The organism is Methanosphaera sp. WGK6 (genome assembly GCF_001729965.1).
Taxonomy (GTDB): Archaea; Methanobacteriota; Methanobacteria; order Methanobacteriales; family Methanobacteriaceae; genus Methanosphaera.
On record NZ_JRWK01000002.1, the window covers coordinates 154519 to 172509 of the forward strand.

17 protein-coding genes and 3 tRNA genes are annotated in these 17991 nt (G+C 27.3%); 12 read left to right on the forward strand and 8 right to left on the reverse strand.

The window, feature by feature from the left end; genetic code table 11:
- Positions 1–5: 5 nt before the first annotated feature.
- The 7 genes from NL43_RS01825 to NL43_RS01855 form a co-directional block, all read right to left on the reverse strand.
- Complete coding sequence (locus tag NL43_RS01825) at positions 6–1151, reverse strand: VWA domain-containing protein (RefSeq protein ID WP_069592333.1); 1146 nt, start codon at positions 1149–1151, stop codon at positions 6–8.
- A 63-nt stretch (positions 1152–1214) separates the two neighbouring features.
- On the reverse strand, positions 1215–2327 hold the full coding sequence (locus tag NL43_RS01830; protein ID WP_084790336.1) for a VWA domain-containing protein: 1113 nt from the start codon (positions 2325–2327) through the stop codon (positions 1215–1217).
- 26 nt (positions 2328–2353) lie between these two features.
- A complete protein-coding gene (locus NL43_RS01835; RefSeq protein WP_158005538.1) occupies positions 2354–3013 on the reverse strand; it encodes a TrkA family potassium uptake protein in 660 nt (219 codons plus the stop codon).
- A gap of 152 nt (positions 3014–3165) precedes the next feature.
- Positions 3166–3239: transfer RNA gene (locus tag NL43_RS01840), tRNA-Gly, on the reverse strand.
- A 69-nt stretch (positions 3240–3308) separates the two neighbouring features.
- Positions 3309–3382: transfer RNA gene (locus NL43_RS01845), tRNA-Gly, on the reverse strand.
- Between the two features lie 10 nt (positions 3383–3392).
- Positions 3393–3466 (reverse strand) — tRNA-Gly (locus NL43_RS01850).
- 97 nt (positions 3467–3563) lie between these two features.
- Positions 3564–3962, reverse strand: a complete 399-nt coding sequence (locus NL43_RS01855; protein WP_069592336.1) for a cyclic nucleotide-binding/CBS domain-containing protein — start codon at positions 3960–3962, stop codon at positions 3564–3566.
- 237 nt (positions 3963–4199) lie between these two features.
- Between NL43_RS01855 and nikR the strand changes: the two genes are divergently transcribed.
- From nikR to NL43_RS01910, 11 genes are all read left to right on the forward strand, one after another.
- Complete coding sequence (nikR, locus tag NL43_RS01860) at positions 4200–4628, forward strand: nickel-responsive transcriptional regulator NikR (protein ID WP_069592337.1); 429 nt, start codon at positions 4200–4202, stop codon at positions 4626–4628.
- Between the two features lie 143 nt (positions 4629–4771).
- A complete protein-coding gene (locus NL43_RS01865; RefSeq protein ID WP_069592338.1) occupies positions 4772–5533 on the forward strand; it encodes a methyltransferase domain-containing protein in 762 nt (253 codons plus the stop codon).
- 31 nt (positions 5534–5564) lie between these two features.
- Positions 5565–6002 (forward strand): hydrogenase maturation peptidase HycI, encoded by a 438-nt coding sequence (gene hycI, locus NL43_RS01870; protein WP_158005539.1) that lies wholly within the window; start codon positions 5565–5567, stop codon positions 6000–6002.
- A gap of 17 nt (positions 6003–6019) precedes the next feature.
- Positions 6020–7174, forward strand: coding sequence for an ATP-grasp domain-containing protein (locus tag NL43_RS01875; RefSeq protein WP_069592340.1), 1155 nt, complete (start codon positions 6020–6022; stop codon positions 7172–7174).
- Positions 7175–7316: 142 nt separating this feature from the next.
- Positions 7317–8399 carry a glycosyltransferase family 4 protein gene (locus NL43_RS01880; protein WP_069592341.1) on the forward strand — a complete coding sequence of 361 codons (1083 nt, stop codon included), beginning with the start codon at positions 7317–7319 and terminating at the stop codon, positions 8397–8399.
- A gap of 20 nt (positions 8400–8419) precedes the next feature.
- On the forward strand, positions 8420–9889 hold the full coding sequence (locus NL43_RS01885) for a Mur ligase family protein (protein WP_069592342.1): 1470 nt from the start codon (positions 8420–8422) through the stop codon (positions 9887–9889).
- A gap of 546 nt (positions 9890–10435) precedes the next feature.
- On the forward strand, positions 10436–11875 hold the full coding sequence (locus tag NL43_RS01890) for a Mur ligase family protein (RefSeq protein ID WP_069592343.1): 1440 nt from the start codon (positions 10436–10438) through the stop codon (positions 11873–11875).
- Complete coding sequence (locus NL43_RS01895; protein WP_069592344.1) at positions 11862–13406, forward strand: Mur ligase family protein; 1545 nt, start codon at positions 11862–11864, stop codon at positions 13404–13406. The genes NL43_RS01890 and NL43_RS01895 overlap by 14 nt, the downstream gene beginning before the upstream one ends.
- A gap of 232 nt (positions 13407–13638) precedes the next feature.
- A complete protein-coding gene (locus NL43_RS01900; protein WP_069592345.1) occupies positions 13639–14115 on the forward strand; it encodes a hypothetical protein in 477 nt (158 codons plus the stop codon).
- Between the two features lie 52 nt (positions 14116–14167).
- Positions 14168–15382 carry a hypothetical protein gene (locus NL43_RS01905; RefSeq protein WP_198923177.1) on the forward strand — a complete coding sequence of 405 codons (1215 nt, stop codon included), beginning with the start codon at positions 14168–14170 and terminating at the stop codon, positions 15380–15382.
- Between the two features lie 91 nt (positions 15383–15473).
- Positions 15474–15860 carry a DUF356 domain-containing protein gene (locus NL43_RS01910; protein ID WP_069592347.1) on the forward strand — a complete coding sequence of 129 codons (387 nt, stop codon included), beginning with the start codon at positions 15474–15476 and terminating at the stop codon, positions 15858–15860.
- Between the two features lie 15 nt (positions 15861–15875).
- On the opposite strand, the gene NL43_RS01915 is transcribed toward NL43_RS01910, so the two are convergent.
- Positions 15876–16373, reverse strand: a complete 498-nt coding sequence (locus tag NL43_RS01915) for a multiprotein bridging factor aMBF1 (RefSeq protein WP_069592348.1) — start codon at positions 16371–16373, stop codon at positions 15876–15878.
- A gap of 330 nt (positions 16374–16703) precedes the next feature.
- Here NL43_RS01915 and NL43_RS01920 point away from each other — a divergent pair, with 330 nt between their 5' ends.
- The gene (locus tag NL43_RS01920) at positions 16704–17927 is read left to right on the forward strand and encodes a proteasome-activating nucleotidase (protein WP_069592349.1); all 1224 of its coding nucleotides are present in this window, start codon (positions 16704–16706) and stop codon (positions 17925–17927) included.
- The last annotated feature ends 64 nt before the right edge of the window (positions 17928–17991 follow it).

Below are 17991 nucleotides of genomic sequence, written 5' to 3' on the forward strand. Positions count from 1 at the left end.
TTTTTTTAAATTTCTTTTATTACTTTGGCAAATTCTTTAATAGTGCTTGTTTGATGTACTGACGCTCCAATTTCTTCATAATCTTTCACACAACTTGTAGGTGTATTCCATCTTATTTTTTTCTCAGGATTCAATATAATTACTTTTCTCGATTTAATTTTTATTTTATTTAATATTGTAGCACTTTCAAGAACACCCTTTTCTCGTTTTCCAGTCCAATCTCTACAATCGGTTAGTAAAATTACATCAGTATGTTTATTTAACCTAGCTTCTTTTAAAAATTCTTCAAAAGATTTAGTCATATCTGAATGACATCGTGGTCTTAGACCTAATGATTGAAGACCAATATTTACTTGATACGTGTTTTTAAATGATGACTCCAATGCATGAGTTACATCAATAATTCTGTTATCAAAGAGGTATATTTCAAGTTTATCAAATGATTTATGACAACCTGTTAATAAAGTAAAAAACCATGTTGTAGCCCATTCACAGGATCCACTAATATCACATAAGAATAAATGTCTTGATTTGTGGAGTGGTGGTTTTTGCCCTACTAGATTTATTAAATGACCTCCATTTTTGAGATTTTTTCGTATAGTTCGTGGGATATGTACTCCTTTATTTTTTTTACTTTTTTTTCTTATAGATCGTTGATTAGCTATTTTTTTACTAAAATCAGTACATATGTCATATACTCTATAATCAATACTGTTTAATGAAGTAAATTCATCATCTAACACAGATTTATCAACATGTTCTTTATGTTGTAATCTTCTTTTAATAATTGTTTCTCGAGTGGTATCACTGGCTACTTTTTTCTTTTCTTGTTTAATTTTATTTGTATCGGTATGTCTGTTATCTTGTTTTTTTACATTTTTATTATCTATTTGTATGTGTTCATGATCTAATGAGTTATCAAATGTGTTTTTATTATATACAAAAACAAAATTATATAATCTTTCATATTTTGGAAGATCATCTTTATTTTTTACATATATGCATTTCAATGCTTCTTTCATTTCATCAGAATTGAATTTATAACTGTACATTTCCATTACTTGGGAAGCAAGAATAGTACTGCGTATACTAATGTTCATTCCATTGTCTCTTAGAAATGAAGATAATGTTAAAATTTTCTCATTAATCATTAAAACACTCCTATAATTATATTGATATATATTAATATATTGGTTTATAATATTTTATATTATTTATATTCTACTAATTATATTTGCAAATTGATTTAAAGTATATGTTTCATAAATTTTAGCACCTGCTTGTTGATAATCTTTCACACAACTTGTAGGTGTATTCCATCTTATTTTTTTCTCAGGATTCAATATGATTACTTTTCTTGATTTAATAACAATTTGTCGTAATAGTTTAGCACTTTCAAGAACACCATATTGTTGTTTTCCACGCCAATCTCTGCAATCACTTAATATTATAATATCTGTATGATTATTTAGGGAAACTTCAGTTAGTACTTGCTTAAATACAGTAGCCATATCTGACTGGCCATATGCTTTAACACCTAAATTTCTATGAGTAAAATTTATTTGAGATGTATTTTTAAAATCAGAACATAAAGTATCAGTAACATCAATAAGGTTATTATCAAAGTCATATAATGTTATTTTATCAAAGGTCTTATAACAACCATACATTATTGCAAAAAACCATGTGCTACTCCATTCACAAGATCCACTAACATCACATAAAAAAATTTGTTTTGTTTTTTTGAGGGGTGGTTTTTGATGAAATAATTTTATAAGATGACCTCCATTCTTCAAATTAAATCGAAGAGTATGGGGCATATTAAGTTTATTGGATTTCTGGAGTTTTTTACGTTTTGATCGTTGATTAGCTATTTTTTTACTTAATCTTTGACATATATCAAAAACACGTTTATCATAAGGATCAAGCATAATCATACTATTTTGAGTTAGTTTATCATTAATTATCTTTTCTTGTTTTCTAGTTTCGATTAATTCTTTGTTTAGTTTATCTTCTTGATTTTGTGAAATTTGATGGGTATCTGTTTGATTTTCTAATTTATCTTTGATTTCGTAATCTTTTAAAGAATTTATTTTTTCTCTAATATTATTCTCATTAAATAATTTATCATACACCTGATTAAATTTTGAAACATCTTCTTTATTTTTAACATATATTACTTCTAAAGATTTTTTTAATTCCGAAGGAGTACTTTTTTCATAATAATTATCCCAAAACCATGAAGCTGTAATAGTACTTCTAATACTAATGTTCATACCTTCTTTTCTTAGGAAATTTGATAATGTGATTATTTTGTTATTGGACATTTTCTAAACTCGGTACATATACTAAGTTATTCTAAGGAATTTTCTGTAAAATATTGTTTAACTTCAGTTATATATTCTCTTTTAACTAATACTGCAATACTATCATCATAGCCTAATTCAGTATCTGGGGTAGGTATGATTGCTTCATCATTAATATAAATAGTTACTATGATAAATTTGTTGGTATTATTCTCAATTTCATGTATTGGTAGAAATGCAAGATTTTTATTTTTTACTTTTAATTCAATTATTTCAGCATCTCCTTGTCCAAGAGATACTAATGATTGTGCAGTAGGTCTTACAATACTTCTTGCAATAAATCTCATTGCACTGGTTTCTGGATTAATAAAGTGAATTCCTAATTTTCTAAATATTTCTATATGGTCTATGTTATTAAGACGGGATGCTATGATTTCAACACCATTTTCTTTAGCATATACTGATGATAATAGGTTGACTTCATCATTACCTGTAGCTGCAACAAAAAAATCTGCTTTTGAAATATTTGCATCTTCTAATATCCGAGTATTAGTTCCGGTTCCATGAATAACATAACAGTCTAATAAATCATTGATGTTATTACAAGTTTCTTTGTCTTTATCAATAAGAGTAATGTCATGTTTTTCAACCATTGATCGAGCTAAATTATAACCTATACGTCCTGCACCTACTATTATACCGTTCACTTTTATCATCTTTCATTGATTTTTAAATAGTTATATAATATTTAATATTAATTATTGTAGTTATTAAGATTTTATTTATAATTAGTGAAGTTAGTTTGTACTGAACTAGTTGAAGATAATTTGTTATTAAAATTAGTTTTTTTTTAAAATAGTGCGGCTGCCGGGATTTGAACCCGGGTCGTAGGCTTGGAAGGCCCAAGTCCTAGCCAGACTAGACTACAACCGCATATGAGAAATGTAAATTTTTATTATTTCATTATAATTTGTTATTAAAATTAGTTTTTTTTTAAAGTAGTGCGGCTGCCGGGATTTGAACCCGGGTCGTAGGCTTGGAAGGCCCAAGTCCTAGCCAGACTAGACTACAACCGCATATGAAAAATGCAACGACCGGGATTTGAACCCGGGTCACTACCGTGGCAGGGTAGAGTCTTAGCCAGCCTGGACTATCGCTGCATCTAAATATGTTAGTCAGTTTTACTAACACTATTATAAAGTTTATACTATGTTATATATAAAGCTTTGGGTTTAACCTATTTTTATTAAAAAAATATTATTTTGGAATAATTGTGGATATTGAAACAATTCTACAAATATCTGTCTTTGTAATGACTCCAACATTTTTTTCATGTTCTGTTACAAGTAATCCTGAAATTTCTGCTCGTAACATTAAATTTGAAGCATCTTGAATTGAATCATTAGCATCAATAGTATTGACATTTTCTGTCATTATGTCTGAAACCTTAACTATATTTATGTCAAGCATAGTTTCATCAGATCCTACTAGTAATAAAATATCTTTATAAGAGATTACACCAATAGGATTTTCTTTTTTATCAAATATGAATAATCGTTCAACACCATGATTATACATTTCATGCAATGCTTCATGGATTGTTTGGGATGAATCAATGGAATATATGTTTTTATTCATTATTTCTTTTACAAGCATAGTTTCACCTTTCAAAATTATATTTTATCAACTAGTAACTTATTAATTACTTTTATTTTAAATAAAATACACATAACTGTTATAGTAAATCTTTGAAATTATTATTTATTGAATTTTTTCTAATTAATATATAATATAGACATAGTTATTAATATTATTAAATTCATAATTATATTTAATAATATGAATTTATGGAATCCATATTATATTCAATTCTAATGATTTGGAGAGATGTATATGCGAATAAGTATGTCATTACCAAATAATCTTTTAAATGAATTTGATGATGTGTTACGTGATAGAGGATATCAATCACGTTCTAAAGGAATACGTGACGCATTAAAAGATTATATTCTCAGATATCAATGGATGAATGAGATGAAAGGTGAAAGAGTTGGAGTATTAGCAGTAATTTATGATCATCATTATGTTGGTGTAATGGAAGCTATGACTGACATTCAACATGATTTTCGTGATCAAATCAATGCAAGCTTACATATTCACATGAATCACAAATATTGTTTGGAAGTTATAATAGTAAAAGGTGATGTAATACATATACGTGATTTAACAGAAAAAATCATGAGATTAAAAGGTGTTGAACACGTTAAATTAACCAGTGCAAGTACTGGAGAACTTGAAAAAGTAGCTGATAATGAGAATTAAATAAAAAACTTATTTATACCCACAACTTTTTATTTATTAAATTCTCAGATTTATTCAAGTTTGATTATAAACGATTTAGAACTTTTTTTTTAAGAAAATTATTTTAAAATTTAATTATAATAAGGGTATATAACTAATTATTAATGACATATTATGATGATTTAATTAAAGATATTCAACGTATTAATCTCTTCAAAAAAGCTATAACTCAAAAAGCTAATGGTATAGTGTATGATTTAGGAACGGGTTCTGGAATTTTAGCAGAATTTGCATCAGAGCATGCTAAAAAAGTTTATGCAGTAGAACAAAATCCATTCATATTAAAAAAAACATCAGCTAATTTTTCAAAATATGATAATATTCAATTAATACATGAAGATGCAACAAAACATGTTTTTTTAGAAAAACCGGATATTATTATATGTGAAATGATGGATACAGCTTTGATTGATGAAGAACAAGTACCTGTTATAAATAATTGTTTAAATTATACAACAGATTCAACAGTATTCATACCTCAAGCAGCATATACTACAATTCAATTAATCTCTACAAATATTCAACATATAACATATTATGAAGACAACGTTCCGGAATACATGAAATTATCTGAAGAAATTAAATATAATGAAGTAATATTTTCAGAAAAAATTAATGATAAAGTTAATGAAAACATTGTATTAAGGGCTAAAACTAGTGGAATAATAAATGCAATTAAATTAACAACATATACTATAATAACTGATGAACTTATCACTGGACCAACACCTATGTTAAATCCACCATTATTAATACCAGTAGATAAACTATGTGTAGAAAAAGATGATAAGATTATATTAGATTTAAAATATATTATGGGGGGTGGATTAGATACTATCCAAACAAACATCAGAAAAAATAAGTGAATTTATCAAAAATTATGATAAATTATTAATTTTGGGAATTGGTAATCCTTTAAGAGGAGATGATGGATTAGGACCATTATTGTTAGATGTATTATATGATAAATTAGTGCATTTGACTCATAAAAATACAGATAATGTCTATCTATTAAATAGTGAAACAACTCCTGAAAATCATACACTGGAAATACGAAATTTAAAACCATCTCATATAATTATAGTTGATGCAGTGGAGTTTGATACAACTCCTGGAAAAATTATTGATATTGATGTAGATCAGATTGATACATTCAATGTGTCAACACACACTATGCCTGTTTCTTTCATAATAAATTATATTGAAAAAACGGTAGGGAGTAAAGTTTTAACAATAGGTATACAACCAAAACAAATGAATTTAATAAATACAATTTCTGATGAAATTAAAGAAAGTGTTGAAGAATTAACTGATTTATTTGTTGAATTAGTTTAATAAGGAGTGTTATCAAAATGAAAATATTATTTATAGGTTCCCGTCTATTTGATGATGTGGCATACTATCTTAATAAAGAGAATATTACTTCTATAGTAACAGAATCAAATGAAAATGCAATAAATCTTGATTTGGCTGATAAAAAGTATATAGTTCCAAGAGGTATGGACAAACCAATGGAAATTGCTATAAAAGAAGATGTTGATGCTGTAATTCCGTTAATTGGAATTGATCCTCCATTATCTGAAGTAGGTAAAATGAAGGATACATTAGAAAAAGAAAATGGGATTCCTGTAATATCTTCTTCATTTTATACTGCAAATTTAGCAGCAGATAAATATAATACAAAAAAACTTTTACAAAAAGAAGGAATTAAAACACCTACTTTCAGACAACTTCAAGAACCTTATGATTTAGAAAATTTGGAAGAACAATTACCTATTGTCTTAAAAACACCTGAAGGTCAGGGTGGTACTGGTGTAAAAGTTGCTGTTAATAAAGAAGATATCTCTGAATTCTTAAATGAGAAAAATAATATATTTGCAGAAGAATATGTTGAAGGTTTTGAAGTATCTATAGAAGTTCTACGATGGAATAATGAATCAGTATCATTATGTCCTGTGTATAAGGGAGATACTACTCTAGAAGGTATACATCCATTAAGAAAGATAAAACAAGCTCCATTAAATATTGATGGAATTGATAATAAAAAACATAATAATGATATATGTATTTTAGCTGAAAAAATTGCTGATTTGGTTAAAGTTGAAGGAACAATGGATATTGACATATTACATGATAATAAATCTAATAATGATTATGTAATTGAATTAAACACACGACCTAGTGGAACAAGATATATGACTGCAGCAACAACAGATATTTATCCATTATGTCAATTAGTTGATATGGCTAAGGGAAATTGGGCTGCTAAACAAGTTAAATCAAAAATTAAAAATTATTGTTCAGCAGAAATTCCTGTAGGAGATTTCCCAGAAAATCAAAAAATACCATTAAATAAGGTATTTGAAGGTCCAAATTCCTATATTGTACATGGACCACAACATTATCAAAGAGTAACAATACGTGCTGAAGATAGAACTAATCTTAATGATGTGACTCATAATTTACTAAGTGATTATTCTAAGAAAAATAATATTCATTTTAATTAATTCTCTCTTTTCTATTTTTTTCAATATTATTTCTTGTTTAATTATTTTAATTAATCTCTTTCAAAATAGTTAGTTATTTTAATATTAAAAGAAATAACTAGTTATATAAAATTCAATTTTTAACTTTAGGGGGGTTAAAATAGTGATTGGTCAAGCAGATATACTTATATTTTTCATAACTGTTATTGCAACAGCAATATTTACATCAGTTGTTAGAAGAGAATTGTTAGCAGCAGATATAAGGGATAATCCAATTGTATCAGAACATAGACAAAAAAGTGGAACACCTACAATGGGTGGATTTGGAATTCTCATTGGAGTTATACTAGTCTCTTTGTTCTTATTTGGCTGGTATGAAAATAGTTATTTACTAGTAACAGCACTTATGATGCTTGTTGCTGGAATTTTTGGAATGTTTGATGATTTACTTGGTTTCAAAGTAAAAGAATATCAAAAGGTAGTTCGTAATGATGGTGAGGAACCAGTACAAATAGGTTTATTATCATTGCAACCTGGTGAAGAAGCAAGAGTTGCATCACCTAAAGCTAAAGAAGATTATGAAAAAATTGTTGAACAAGAACATAAACTTACTTTAATTGATGAGATTCCAATTAAAAGTGAAACTACTGAAACAGAAAAAATAATAACACAATTTGTAGTAGCATGTTTCTTAATTCTTCCAGGAATATTATCCACTAATATAAGTGGTATTGAAATTGGTGTTTTAATGATACCTTTAGCAATATTAGCAATAATTGGTTCTATAAATTCAATTAATTTAATTGATGGTATGGATGGATTAGCTGCAGGTATAATTGCAATTGCATCTATTGCATCAGCATTATATACTAGTGTAGTAACAGGATCTGTTGCTTCATTACCATTTGTAGTAATTGCAGGTGCAGCAGTTGGATTTTTAGTATTAAATCATTATCCTGCAAAAATATTTATGGGGGATACGGGATCTTATGCATTAGGAACTGGGTATATGGTAGCAGCTTTATTAGGAAATTCATTAATATTTTCAATAATTTCTTTAGCAGTACCTATTATATCTGTAGTAATAAGTCTATTACATAGAGCACATATTATTACATTACCTGTAGAACCATTACATCATACTTTAAATTATCATGGAATGTCCGAGCAAAAAATTATATGTTTATATTGGGGTATTACATTAATAGTTTCAATCATTGCCTTATTTTTATTTGGCATAATATAAATGAATTTTAAGGAGATAAAATGCAATTAAATAGTATTAACGCATCATCTTTAGCAAATATGATTGATGGTGTACTTTATGGTCCGGATATTCTTTTATCTGGAAAATATACTTTTTTGAATAAAGCTTCTAAAAATGATATTGTTATCAGACATAAAATTGATGATAAAGGAATAAAAATTGCAAAAAATAAAGGAATTTCTTGTTTAATAACACAAAATCCTCAAAATGATGCTGTGGAAGTAGCAAAAAAATTAGAATTTCCATTAATTGTTACAACACATATTGAATATGCAACAGCATTTGCATTAAAGAATAGTGTTGATAATTATGCTTCAAATGCATTTAAAATAGCAGTAACAGGGACTAATGGTAAATCTACAACCACTCATCTTCTTTATACTATTTTTTCTGATTTTGGTTTTAATACATATACTAATACTGATGCTGAATCTGAAGGAAATACTCTTATAGATCCAAGAGTAGCTTCAGAATTATTTGATTTTTATAAACTTGTGGATAATATTGATGTTATCACATTGGAAGTATCTGAAGTTCAAGGATGGGAAAATAAGTTAATGAAAAATCATGCATTACAAATGATTAGTGCATTAGATTCAGAAGCAGTTATAATAACTAATGCATCTATGGATCATATTAATTTAGTTAATAATTTTGATAATTTATTAAATGAAATATCAGGTGCTGCAACAGCAATTAATAAGAGGAATTCTCCTTCATTATTAGTATTAAATTATGAAGATGAAAATATTCGTAATATGAGTAAAATTGTTGAAAATAATGAAAATGTTGATGTAATGTTTTTTGGAAACTATGATTCTGATAATATATTACCTATTTCTTATAAAGAAGGGAAAGGAATTTATTCATATAATGAATTATATGTTAAAGAAACTGATCTTCCATTCACATCTATTCATTTTATACAAGATATTATGGCAGCTTTGGCTGTTTGTATATATAAACAATTAGATCAAGAAAAAGTAATAAAATCATTAAGAAATTATAAACCATTAGCAAGAAGATTTATTAAACTCAAAGAAAATCCAGTGATTATTGATGATTTTGCACATAATCCATCTGGAATAAATTTAACTATAGAAAATGGTTCAAAATTAGGAAATAATTTATTTGTAGTAAATGCTATTAGAGGATCAAGGGGTAATGATATTAATAAAGAAATTGCTGAAGCTTTGGTGGAATCGTTAAAAGATAAATTAAATTATACATTAATTTTAACTGAAAGTGTGGATGTTGTAAATCATTTAAACACAGTTTTAGAGTCTGAACGAGAAATTTTTTTAAATATCTTGGATGAAAATAACATTGAATATACTTTAATTGAATCATTAGAAGAATCTTTATTAAAAACAGTGAATTTAGCGAATGAAGATGATGTTATATTATTGTTAGGAGCACAAGGAATGGATCCTGCAAAGGAACTTCTAATTAAAAATAATATAATATAATTCCATATTTTTTTTAATTATCAATGTTTGCTTAAAACAAATTAATTCATAAAAATTTTTCTTTATTTTAGAATTAAGATTTTATTCACACGTTTCAAAAGTTAATTTAAATTTTGGCAAACACTTATATTTTTATTGATAAATCAATTAAATTTTCTATTTTTTGAAAAATTAAATTAAACTAATCTTTCACATACTTATTTTTATATTTTATTGGTTATTTTATCATTAGAAATATAATCCAAATATTTTATAAATGAATTATGCTTTTTAGATAATAAATCGGGGACATCTGATTTAATATCTTGTTTAAATAAGAATATTGCTTATTATAAAAAATTAAATTATTAGTTTTGGATGAAAACAAAACATAATCAGGTTACTATTATAATTTTTTACAGGGTCACTAATATAAATATTAAAATATTTAACTCATCAAAATAGATATTTAATTATGAAGAATTTTTTTGATTCATCTTTTGATTAATAATATATAATTTATGATTATAATAATAATTTTTAACATTAAATAAAGGGGTGTAGTATATGATATTTAATTCATGCCTTGTAGTAGGAGCAGGAAATGCTGGACGTCCAGTAGCCAGATTATTAAATCATCAGGGGGTAAATGTTACAATAACGGATTCAAAAACATATGATGAATTCACAACTAGACGTCAAGGAATGTTAGATATTTTGAAAAAAGAAGGTGTGGTTCTTGATTTAGGGGTTAAAACACCTGTTATTGATGATTTTGATGCAGTATTTTTAGCACCAACAATACCTGATACAGCACCTATTCGTAAAGAAATAGAAAATCAATCTAAAATAATAGTTACGGGAAAAACAATTAGTAATATAGTAAATGAAATAATTGATATGGATAAAATTGGAATCACTGGATCTTTTGGAAAAACCACTACAACAGACATGTTAACAAATATTTTTAAAGCTGCAGGATTTAATGTTTATCAATGTTCTTCCATGAAATGGAATTTAGTAAGTGAAGCAATTGTGGATGATATTGTAAAGGGAGAATATAAAGGTGCAGATATTGCTATACTAGAATTACCTCATGGAACTCTTGGTTTATTATCTGATCTTGATTTAAAAATTGGTGTTTTAACTAATCTTAGACCAGAACATTTATGTGAATTTGGTGGATCTATGCAGAAATATGTTGATCGTAAAGAATGTATTTTACCTGCAAGTAATACTCTTGTTGCAAATGTTCAGTGTGGTGATTTATTAACATACAAAAGGGATGATACAATATACTTCAATTTTGAAAATGATGAAGAAGTAGATATCGAAAAATATGTTCCTATGTATGAAGGATACTATAATGATAATCAGTATTATATTAAAGTCACACAGGATGGGAATGTAATTGAAACAAGTATTGATATTGATACAATTGCATTTTATAATTATGAAAATTTAACTGCAGCAGTTGCTACGAGTATGACTTATGGATTATCTATAGATGATGTTAAAAAAGGTATTGCATTGTTCACAGGAGTGGGTGGACGTATGGAATATCTTGGAAAATATAATGGTGTTGATGCATATTATGATGCTTCATATGGTGATCAAAGTGTAAGACAAGCTTTAGAGGCTATTAAAGATGAACATTTGATTATATTATACAATACTGTTGATTCAACAACGGTACGTGATAAAGCTGAAAGTGGTCGTGTAATAGGTGATTATGCTAATATGGTTATAGCAACAGGTTATGTTGAGATAACGGATACTTTGAATATGAATTCTGCAATTGAATTATTAAGTGCTATTGAAAATGATGATGTTATAAAATTAGCAGTATGTACTATTGATGAAGCTGCTGAATTAGCAATGAAATATGCAAAACCTGGTGATATAATAGTGCATCTAGGTCCTGGTGCATCTAATTCTTATGATCAAGTAAAAAATAGGATGCTTAACGGTTTAATGGAAGGAAGTAAACGTTATGGAAATAACTAGTATAACTAAAGATACAGTATTTGGTGTAATTGGTGTATGTGGAATTAATGGTAATCTTATTGCTAGAATATTGATGGATCATGGTTTTAAAGTACAAGCTAATGACATGGTAAATGAAGATAAATGTAGATTTAAAAATGCTTTAGATGATTATCCTGATATGGATATATATTATGGTCAAATACCTGAAACATTTTTTACTACTACTGATTACATGATACTTCCAACAGCATTAATTAAATCTAATTCTAAATTATATCAAAAAGTAATAGGGTATAATATTCCTATCTTAACAGTAAAAGATATTTTGGAAATGTTTGAACCAGTACATCCTGTTATATGTATCACAGGAACTAATGGTAAAACAACTACAACTAATTTATTAAAACATATTGCTTATAGTGGTAATTTAAAGCCTTGTGAACATAATTTGGAAGGAATGCAGGGAAATGCTGCAGATATACCTTCATTACAATCTAGATTAAATGGTGATGTAAATATCTTGGAAACAGGTACTTTTGGATATGCTGGAAGTTTAACTAGATTAGCTAAGCCATGTAAACCGGATGTTGGATTAATAACAAATATAACTCCTGATCATTTATCAGAAAATTCTGATTTTTTAAATTATGCTAGAGTCAAAGGTGAACTTGTTGAATTACTAAATAATAAAACACTTATTATAAACAATGATGATCCTACAATAAAAGGATTATTGAATGAATTAAAATATGATGGGGATCTTATTTCTTTCGGTATTGATTTTAAATCAACAAATACTGCTTCAAAGAAATGTTTCTGTGGTAAAGATATTGAATTAAAGGAAGTTATAGCAGGAGTAGGAAAATATAATTGTGATTGTGGTGTAGAATATAGTATGCCTGATTATCTTGTTTATAATATAAATGATGCTCATAATGAATTTATATTAAAAACTCCTGATAATGAAGAAATATTTTTTAAATTAAGTATAACTGGAATACATAATATATATAATGCAACAGGTGCTATAATTATAGCTCATGAAATATTAAATATTTCGTATGATACTATTAAAAAAGCAATATTATCGTTCACGGGTGTTTCAGGACGTATGGAATTAATAGGAGAAAGTCATGATAAAAAAATAATGGTTGATTATGCACATAATCCTGCTGGAATAACAACAGTCATGAAAGAACTAAAAAATAGTTATAAAACAATAATCAATGTAATAACAACATCGTCCGAATCTGGATTAAATGGTGATAAACAAATACTTGATTGTTCTGCAGAATATGCTGATTATATTGTACCTGCTTCACATAATTCCTATATTTGTGCTAAAAATGCCTTGGATGATGGATTATATATGAATAAAATTATTTTACCTGAAAATATGCCAGAAGGGGGTAAGGATGGAACATTAGGTGCAACAAAAAATCAAGTATTATGTGGATTTAAAAAAGCATTAAGTATAGATGCTGATTTGGTGGTTTGTACTGGTGAAGCTGCATTTAAATATAAAGATATCATTAAAAATAATGAATAATCTTTTTTAGTTTTTTTTAAGAGATTATTTGTCTGTATTTATTTACTCTTTTTTTTATTATTGTTATTATTAAATAGTATAAAATTAAAAATATAATTATAGATATATAATGTAAAATTTATTATAGGATAATCTATTATAACATTATATTTGATTAAGAATTATACTCTTGAGTGTTCGGGTTTAAATTGGACATTTATCTAGAATTCTTAGAATATAAGAAGGTGAAATTTTGTTTATAAAGATTAGGAGAGATACTTTAATTATTTTAATCTTAGCATTTGTTTTAATTTTATCTGGACGTGCAATGAGCTATGTTGCATTTGCTTCATCAAATAGTACTGATGAAGGGATTCCAATAGCAGGTGTAATGATTAAAGGTAATGATATAATTCCTACTAGTACTATAAAAGCTAATGTTGAATCAGCAGGTTTTAGGGATGGTAGTTATATCAATGGAAATACATTAATCACATCTCAAAGACAATTACTTCTAGAAGATGCTAAAAATAATGCAGAACAAATGGTTAAAAAGTCAACAATACCAGGTACTTCAATAGCACCTATAAATGCAGTGGATGTACAAGTTGATGAAAATACAGGAAATGTTGTTGTTACAGTAGTTGAAGATTTCTCAATATTACAAACAAACGCAACAAATACAACAAATAGTTCTTTAAATTATGAAGGGACTTCTGAATCAGGATAATGGTGGAAATATGGTTAGTAAATCTAAAGTAGCATTGTTTTTGATTATAATAATGTTGTTTTCAAGTGTAGTATCAGCAACAATGAATGTAGCAGTTATAACTGATCCTACTGGAAAGGATCCTAATGGTTGTGCTGCAGGAAGTCAATCATTTGCGTCAAATATGTTTCAATCAACATTTATTTTTTCACAAGAACATAAAATGGCACTCCTATCAGGGGGAGAAGGTACATCTGATGTTCGTGTAACTGCAATTATAAGTGCACTTACTCAACTTCAAAATAATGGAACACCCTCTGAAGTAGTTAGTGTTGCTCAAAATTATGAAGGAATTCGTTTAATGGCTGTAAATCCTACTCAAGGTATAGCTGTAGGTGGAGATTTTGAAGTATATGTTATTACAGTAGATAATAACAGTACAGTTAAAGTTCAGGCAGCAAGTGGGGGTATAGCAACAGTACCTGCAGGTACTAAAGGAGCAATAATACATCTTCGTAATTCTGAAGGAAATCCAAAAGCAGGAACTGCTGATACAGTACGTTTACAAACAGCAATGAATATTGGTAAAATGATACGGGATGGATATCCAGCAACAACCATTGTTGCAGAGGCATTTGGTGAAGTAGCTAGAGATTCTGGAGAAGATCATGGTGGTGGAGCAATAAATCTTGTATCTGGAGTAACTACTGGTGATATGTTTACACCAGAACAGTTAAATGACACGGGTTATGAAATGGAACAACCATATAGTAAAGTAAGTAGTTCTGGTTGGAGTGTAGGTTATCCTGAAGCAGATAATTATCAAGTATCTCCTGTTGATGGAAGTCCACTCACGGTGGTTTATGCTTATGAGGCTTTGGGAAATGCGATAACAGTATCTGATGATAATCCATCTGTATCAACATATGGATCTGATGAAAAAGGAATTTCTGAAGCAACAACAAGTGTTGTTAATTATGCTGTAAGACGAAATGGTTATGATCCTGTGAAAATAGCTCAATCAATAAATAAAGCTATTGATAGTGGATCTATTATTGGTGTGGAATATGTGGATTCAAGTGATATTAATGTTAAAGAAAACATTAAAGCAGTAGGAGTATATTATACACCTACAGCAAATGGACGAAGTTCACCATCATGGGATTTACCGTTGGATTCATCTATATTTGATATATTGGGTAATATTCAAAGTGTAATTGGTATTTTATTAATATTGCTTGCTTTGTTTAGAAGTACATTAATTAAATCATTCTTCAGAAGAAGATAATCTTCTTTTATTTTTATTTTTTTTAAACAAATAAAATTATCTAAATTTTTAGAATTAAATAAATTATTTTATATTTGATAGGAGTTAAATAATGGCATTAATCTTGATAAGAGCTATGAATAAGAAAAAAGCATTAAATGGGCTTGCTGATTTAGAACGTCATGCTAAGTTGACAATAATGGGTAAACCTAAATTAATTTCATTAGATAAAGTACATAATGTTACAAAAAGAGTTATTAAACAAGAACCACGTAATGATATTAAACTTGCAATTTTAATTAAAGTTCAAGAGGATACAACTGTAAGTATTATGAATCTAAGAAAAATTCATCCTCCTGTTCATGTTATTGTTATTAGTGAGGAATATCCTGAGTTTACAGAGTTAAATAAGGAATTTAATAAAGCAAAAATATTCGATGGATATTATTCATTTAAAAAAAGATCTTTAAAAAATAGTACTAATTCAAATAAAAAGTAGGAAGTTAATAATATATTAACTTCTTTTTATACGAGCAATATCTCCAATAGTTGCTTCTCTTAAACGTCCAATGTCTCTAAATTCTCGTTCATTAGACTCTATTTTTTCAACAATTTTAATACGTAATGTTTTTTCTAATTTATGTGCTAGTCTTTCATCAGGAATCATTTTTCCAGATTCAATATGTGCTATAACTGATTCTCGTTCATATATTTTTTCACCGAGTTTTTTCTGGGTAAGTTGTTGTTTTTCTCTAGCATCTTTAATTCTTTTCTGATAACCCTCAATTAATTCAAATTCTTCTTCTTGTATTCTTCTAGTATTTTGTTGAGGTCTTCTTCTAGAGTTATTGTTTTTTTGATTACTTTTATTTTTTCTATTTGTAGGACGTTGTGGTGTTTGTTGAACTTTACCATATTTTGAACATTCTTTACATGTAACCATTAAGGAATTATCAATTTTGGTTTTATAAGGTTGTCCTTTTATTTCGCTTCCACATATTTCACAGTTCATATTTATTCACTTAAATAAATTTTTCTATTTTGATATCTGTTTTTAATTATTTAAATAATGTTCTTGTTTTATAAGGGTGTTCTTCATTATTATTTGAATTTTTATTAATTATTTTTCTTTTTCAATATATAACGAAATAAGCATAGTGTATCAAATCAAATAATATAATAATAATAAACTTTAAAAAAATTAATTGTAGTTATTGAAAATAAAATTAAAATATGAAAAAGTAAATTATTTGTGTTGAATAATAAAAAGAATATATGGAATGATATAATTCAACATAATAAAATGATATTAATAAATATCTACTAAAAAGGAGGTATCTGAATGGAAGAAAATGAACCAATAAATACTATTGAAGAAGAAGACGTAGAATTAACCAATATATTAGATAAACATGAAGCAATTGAACGTAATTTGACCTGGGAAGTAAGAAAATTAGAAAAAGATAAGGTATTATTAGAAAATGAAAATTTAAGATTGGATCGTGAAGTAAAATCATTAAAAAATGAAATAAGTAGATTTAGAACGCCACCTTTAGTATTAGCAACAGTTTCAGAAATTCTAGAAAATAATCAAGCTGTTGTAAAAAGTAGTACAGGACCATCATTTTTATTAAAATATTCTGAAAAAGATAATGATAGGATAGAAATAGGTTCAAGAGTAGCATTAAATCAACAAACATTTAGTATAGTTGATATAATCACTTCTGAAAAAGATCCATTAGTATCTGGAATGGAGATAGATGAAAAACCAGATATTAGTTATGATAAAATAGGTGGATTAAAAGAACAAATAAGAGAAACTATAGAAACAGTGGAATTGCCTCTTAAAAATCCACAAATATTTAAGGAAGTAGGAATTACTCCTCCAAAAGGAGTGTTATTCTATGGACCTCCAGGTACAGGTAAAACATTACTTGCAAAAGCAGTTGCAAATGAAACAAATGCAACTTTTATAAAAATAGTAGCATCAGAATTTGTTAAAAAATATATTGGAGAAGGTTCTCGTCTAGTAAGAGGTGTGTTTGAATTAGCAAAAGAGAAATCACCTGCAATAATTTTTATTGATGAAATAGATGCAATTGCTGCTAAAAGATTACACGGTTCTACTAGTGGAGATCGTGAAGTTCAAAGAACACTTATGCAATTATTGGCAGAAATGGATGGATTTGAGTCAAGAGGAAATGTTGGTATTATTGCAGCAACGAATAGGCCAGATATTTTAGATCCTGCATTAGTTAGACCAGGACGTTTTGATCGTATAATTGAAGTTCCAGTTCCTGATGAAGAAGGTAAACTTGAAATTCTTAAAATACATACAAAAGATATGTCTTTAGATTCTGATGTTGACTTAAAACACATAGCTTCTGAAGCAAAAAATGCTTCTGGTGCAGATCTCAAGTCAATATGTACTGAAGCAGGTATGTTTGCAATAAGAGAAGATCATTATAGTATATCTGCTAAAAACTTTGAAGATGCTTTAGATAAAGTAATGAATAAAAATAATAATAATGAATTATCTAAAGAAAGTAGGGTCATGTATAATTAGATAAAATTTATTTTTTTTTAAAAAAATATTTGAAAAAATAGCCTATGATGAACCCTATGAGCTC

Bases quoted from the DNA above. Each gene is read 5' to 3' on its own strand.
- NL43_RS01875 (WP_069592340.1), top strand. From the start codon at position 6,020: ATGAAAATATTATTTATAGGTTCCCGTCTATTTGATGATGTGGCATAC.
- NL43_RS01825 (WP_069592333.1), bottom strand. From the start codon at position 1,151: ATGATTAATGAGAAAATTTTAACATTATCTTCATTTCTAAGAGACAAT.
- NL43_RS01910 (WP_069592347.1), top strand. From the start codon at position 15,474: ATGGCATTAATCTTGATAAGAGCTATGAATAAGAAAAAAGCATTAAAT.
- NL43_RS01905 (WP_198923177.1), top strand. From the start codon at position 14,168: ATGTTGTTTTCAAGTGTAGTATCAGCAACAATGAATGTAGCAGTTATA.
- NL43_RS01895 (WP_069592344.1), top strand. From the start codon at position 11,862: ATGGAAATAACTAGTATAACTAAAGATACAGTATTTGGTGTAATTGGT.
- NL43_RS01865 (WP_069592338.1), top strand. From the start codon at position 4,772: ATGACATATTATGATGATTTAATTAAAGATATTCAACGTATTAATCTC.
- NL43_RS01885 (WP_069592342.1), top strand. From the start codon at position 8,420: ATGCAATTAAATAGTATTAACGCATCATCTTTAGCAAATATGATTGAT.
- NL43_RS01890 (WP_069592343.1), top strand. From the start codon at position 10,436: ATGATATTTAATTCATGCCTTGTAGTAGGAGCAGGAAATGCTGGACGT.
- NL43_RS01915 (WP_069592348.1), bottom strand. From the start codon at position 16,373: ATGAACTGTGAAATATGTGGAAGCGAAATAAAAGGACAACCTTATAAA.
- NL43_RS01920 (WP_069592349.1), top strand. From the start codon at position 16,704: ATGGAAGAAAATGAACCAATAAATACTATTGAAGAAGAAGACGTAGAA.
- NL43_RS01830 (WP_084790336.1), bottom strand. From the start codon at position 2,327: ATGTCCAATAACAAAATAATCACATTATCAAATTTCCTAAGAAAAGAA.
- nikR (WP_069592337.1), top strand. From the start codon at position 4,200: ATGCGAATAAGTATGTCATTACCAAATAATCTTTTAAATGAATTTGAT.
- NL43_RS01855 (WP_069592336.1), bottom strand. From the start codon at position 3,962: ATGCTTGTAAAAGAAATAATGAATAAAAACATATATTCCATTGATTCA.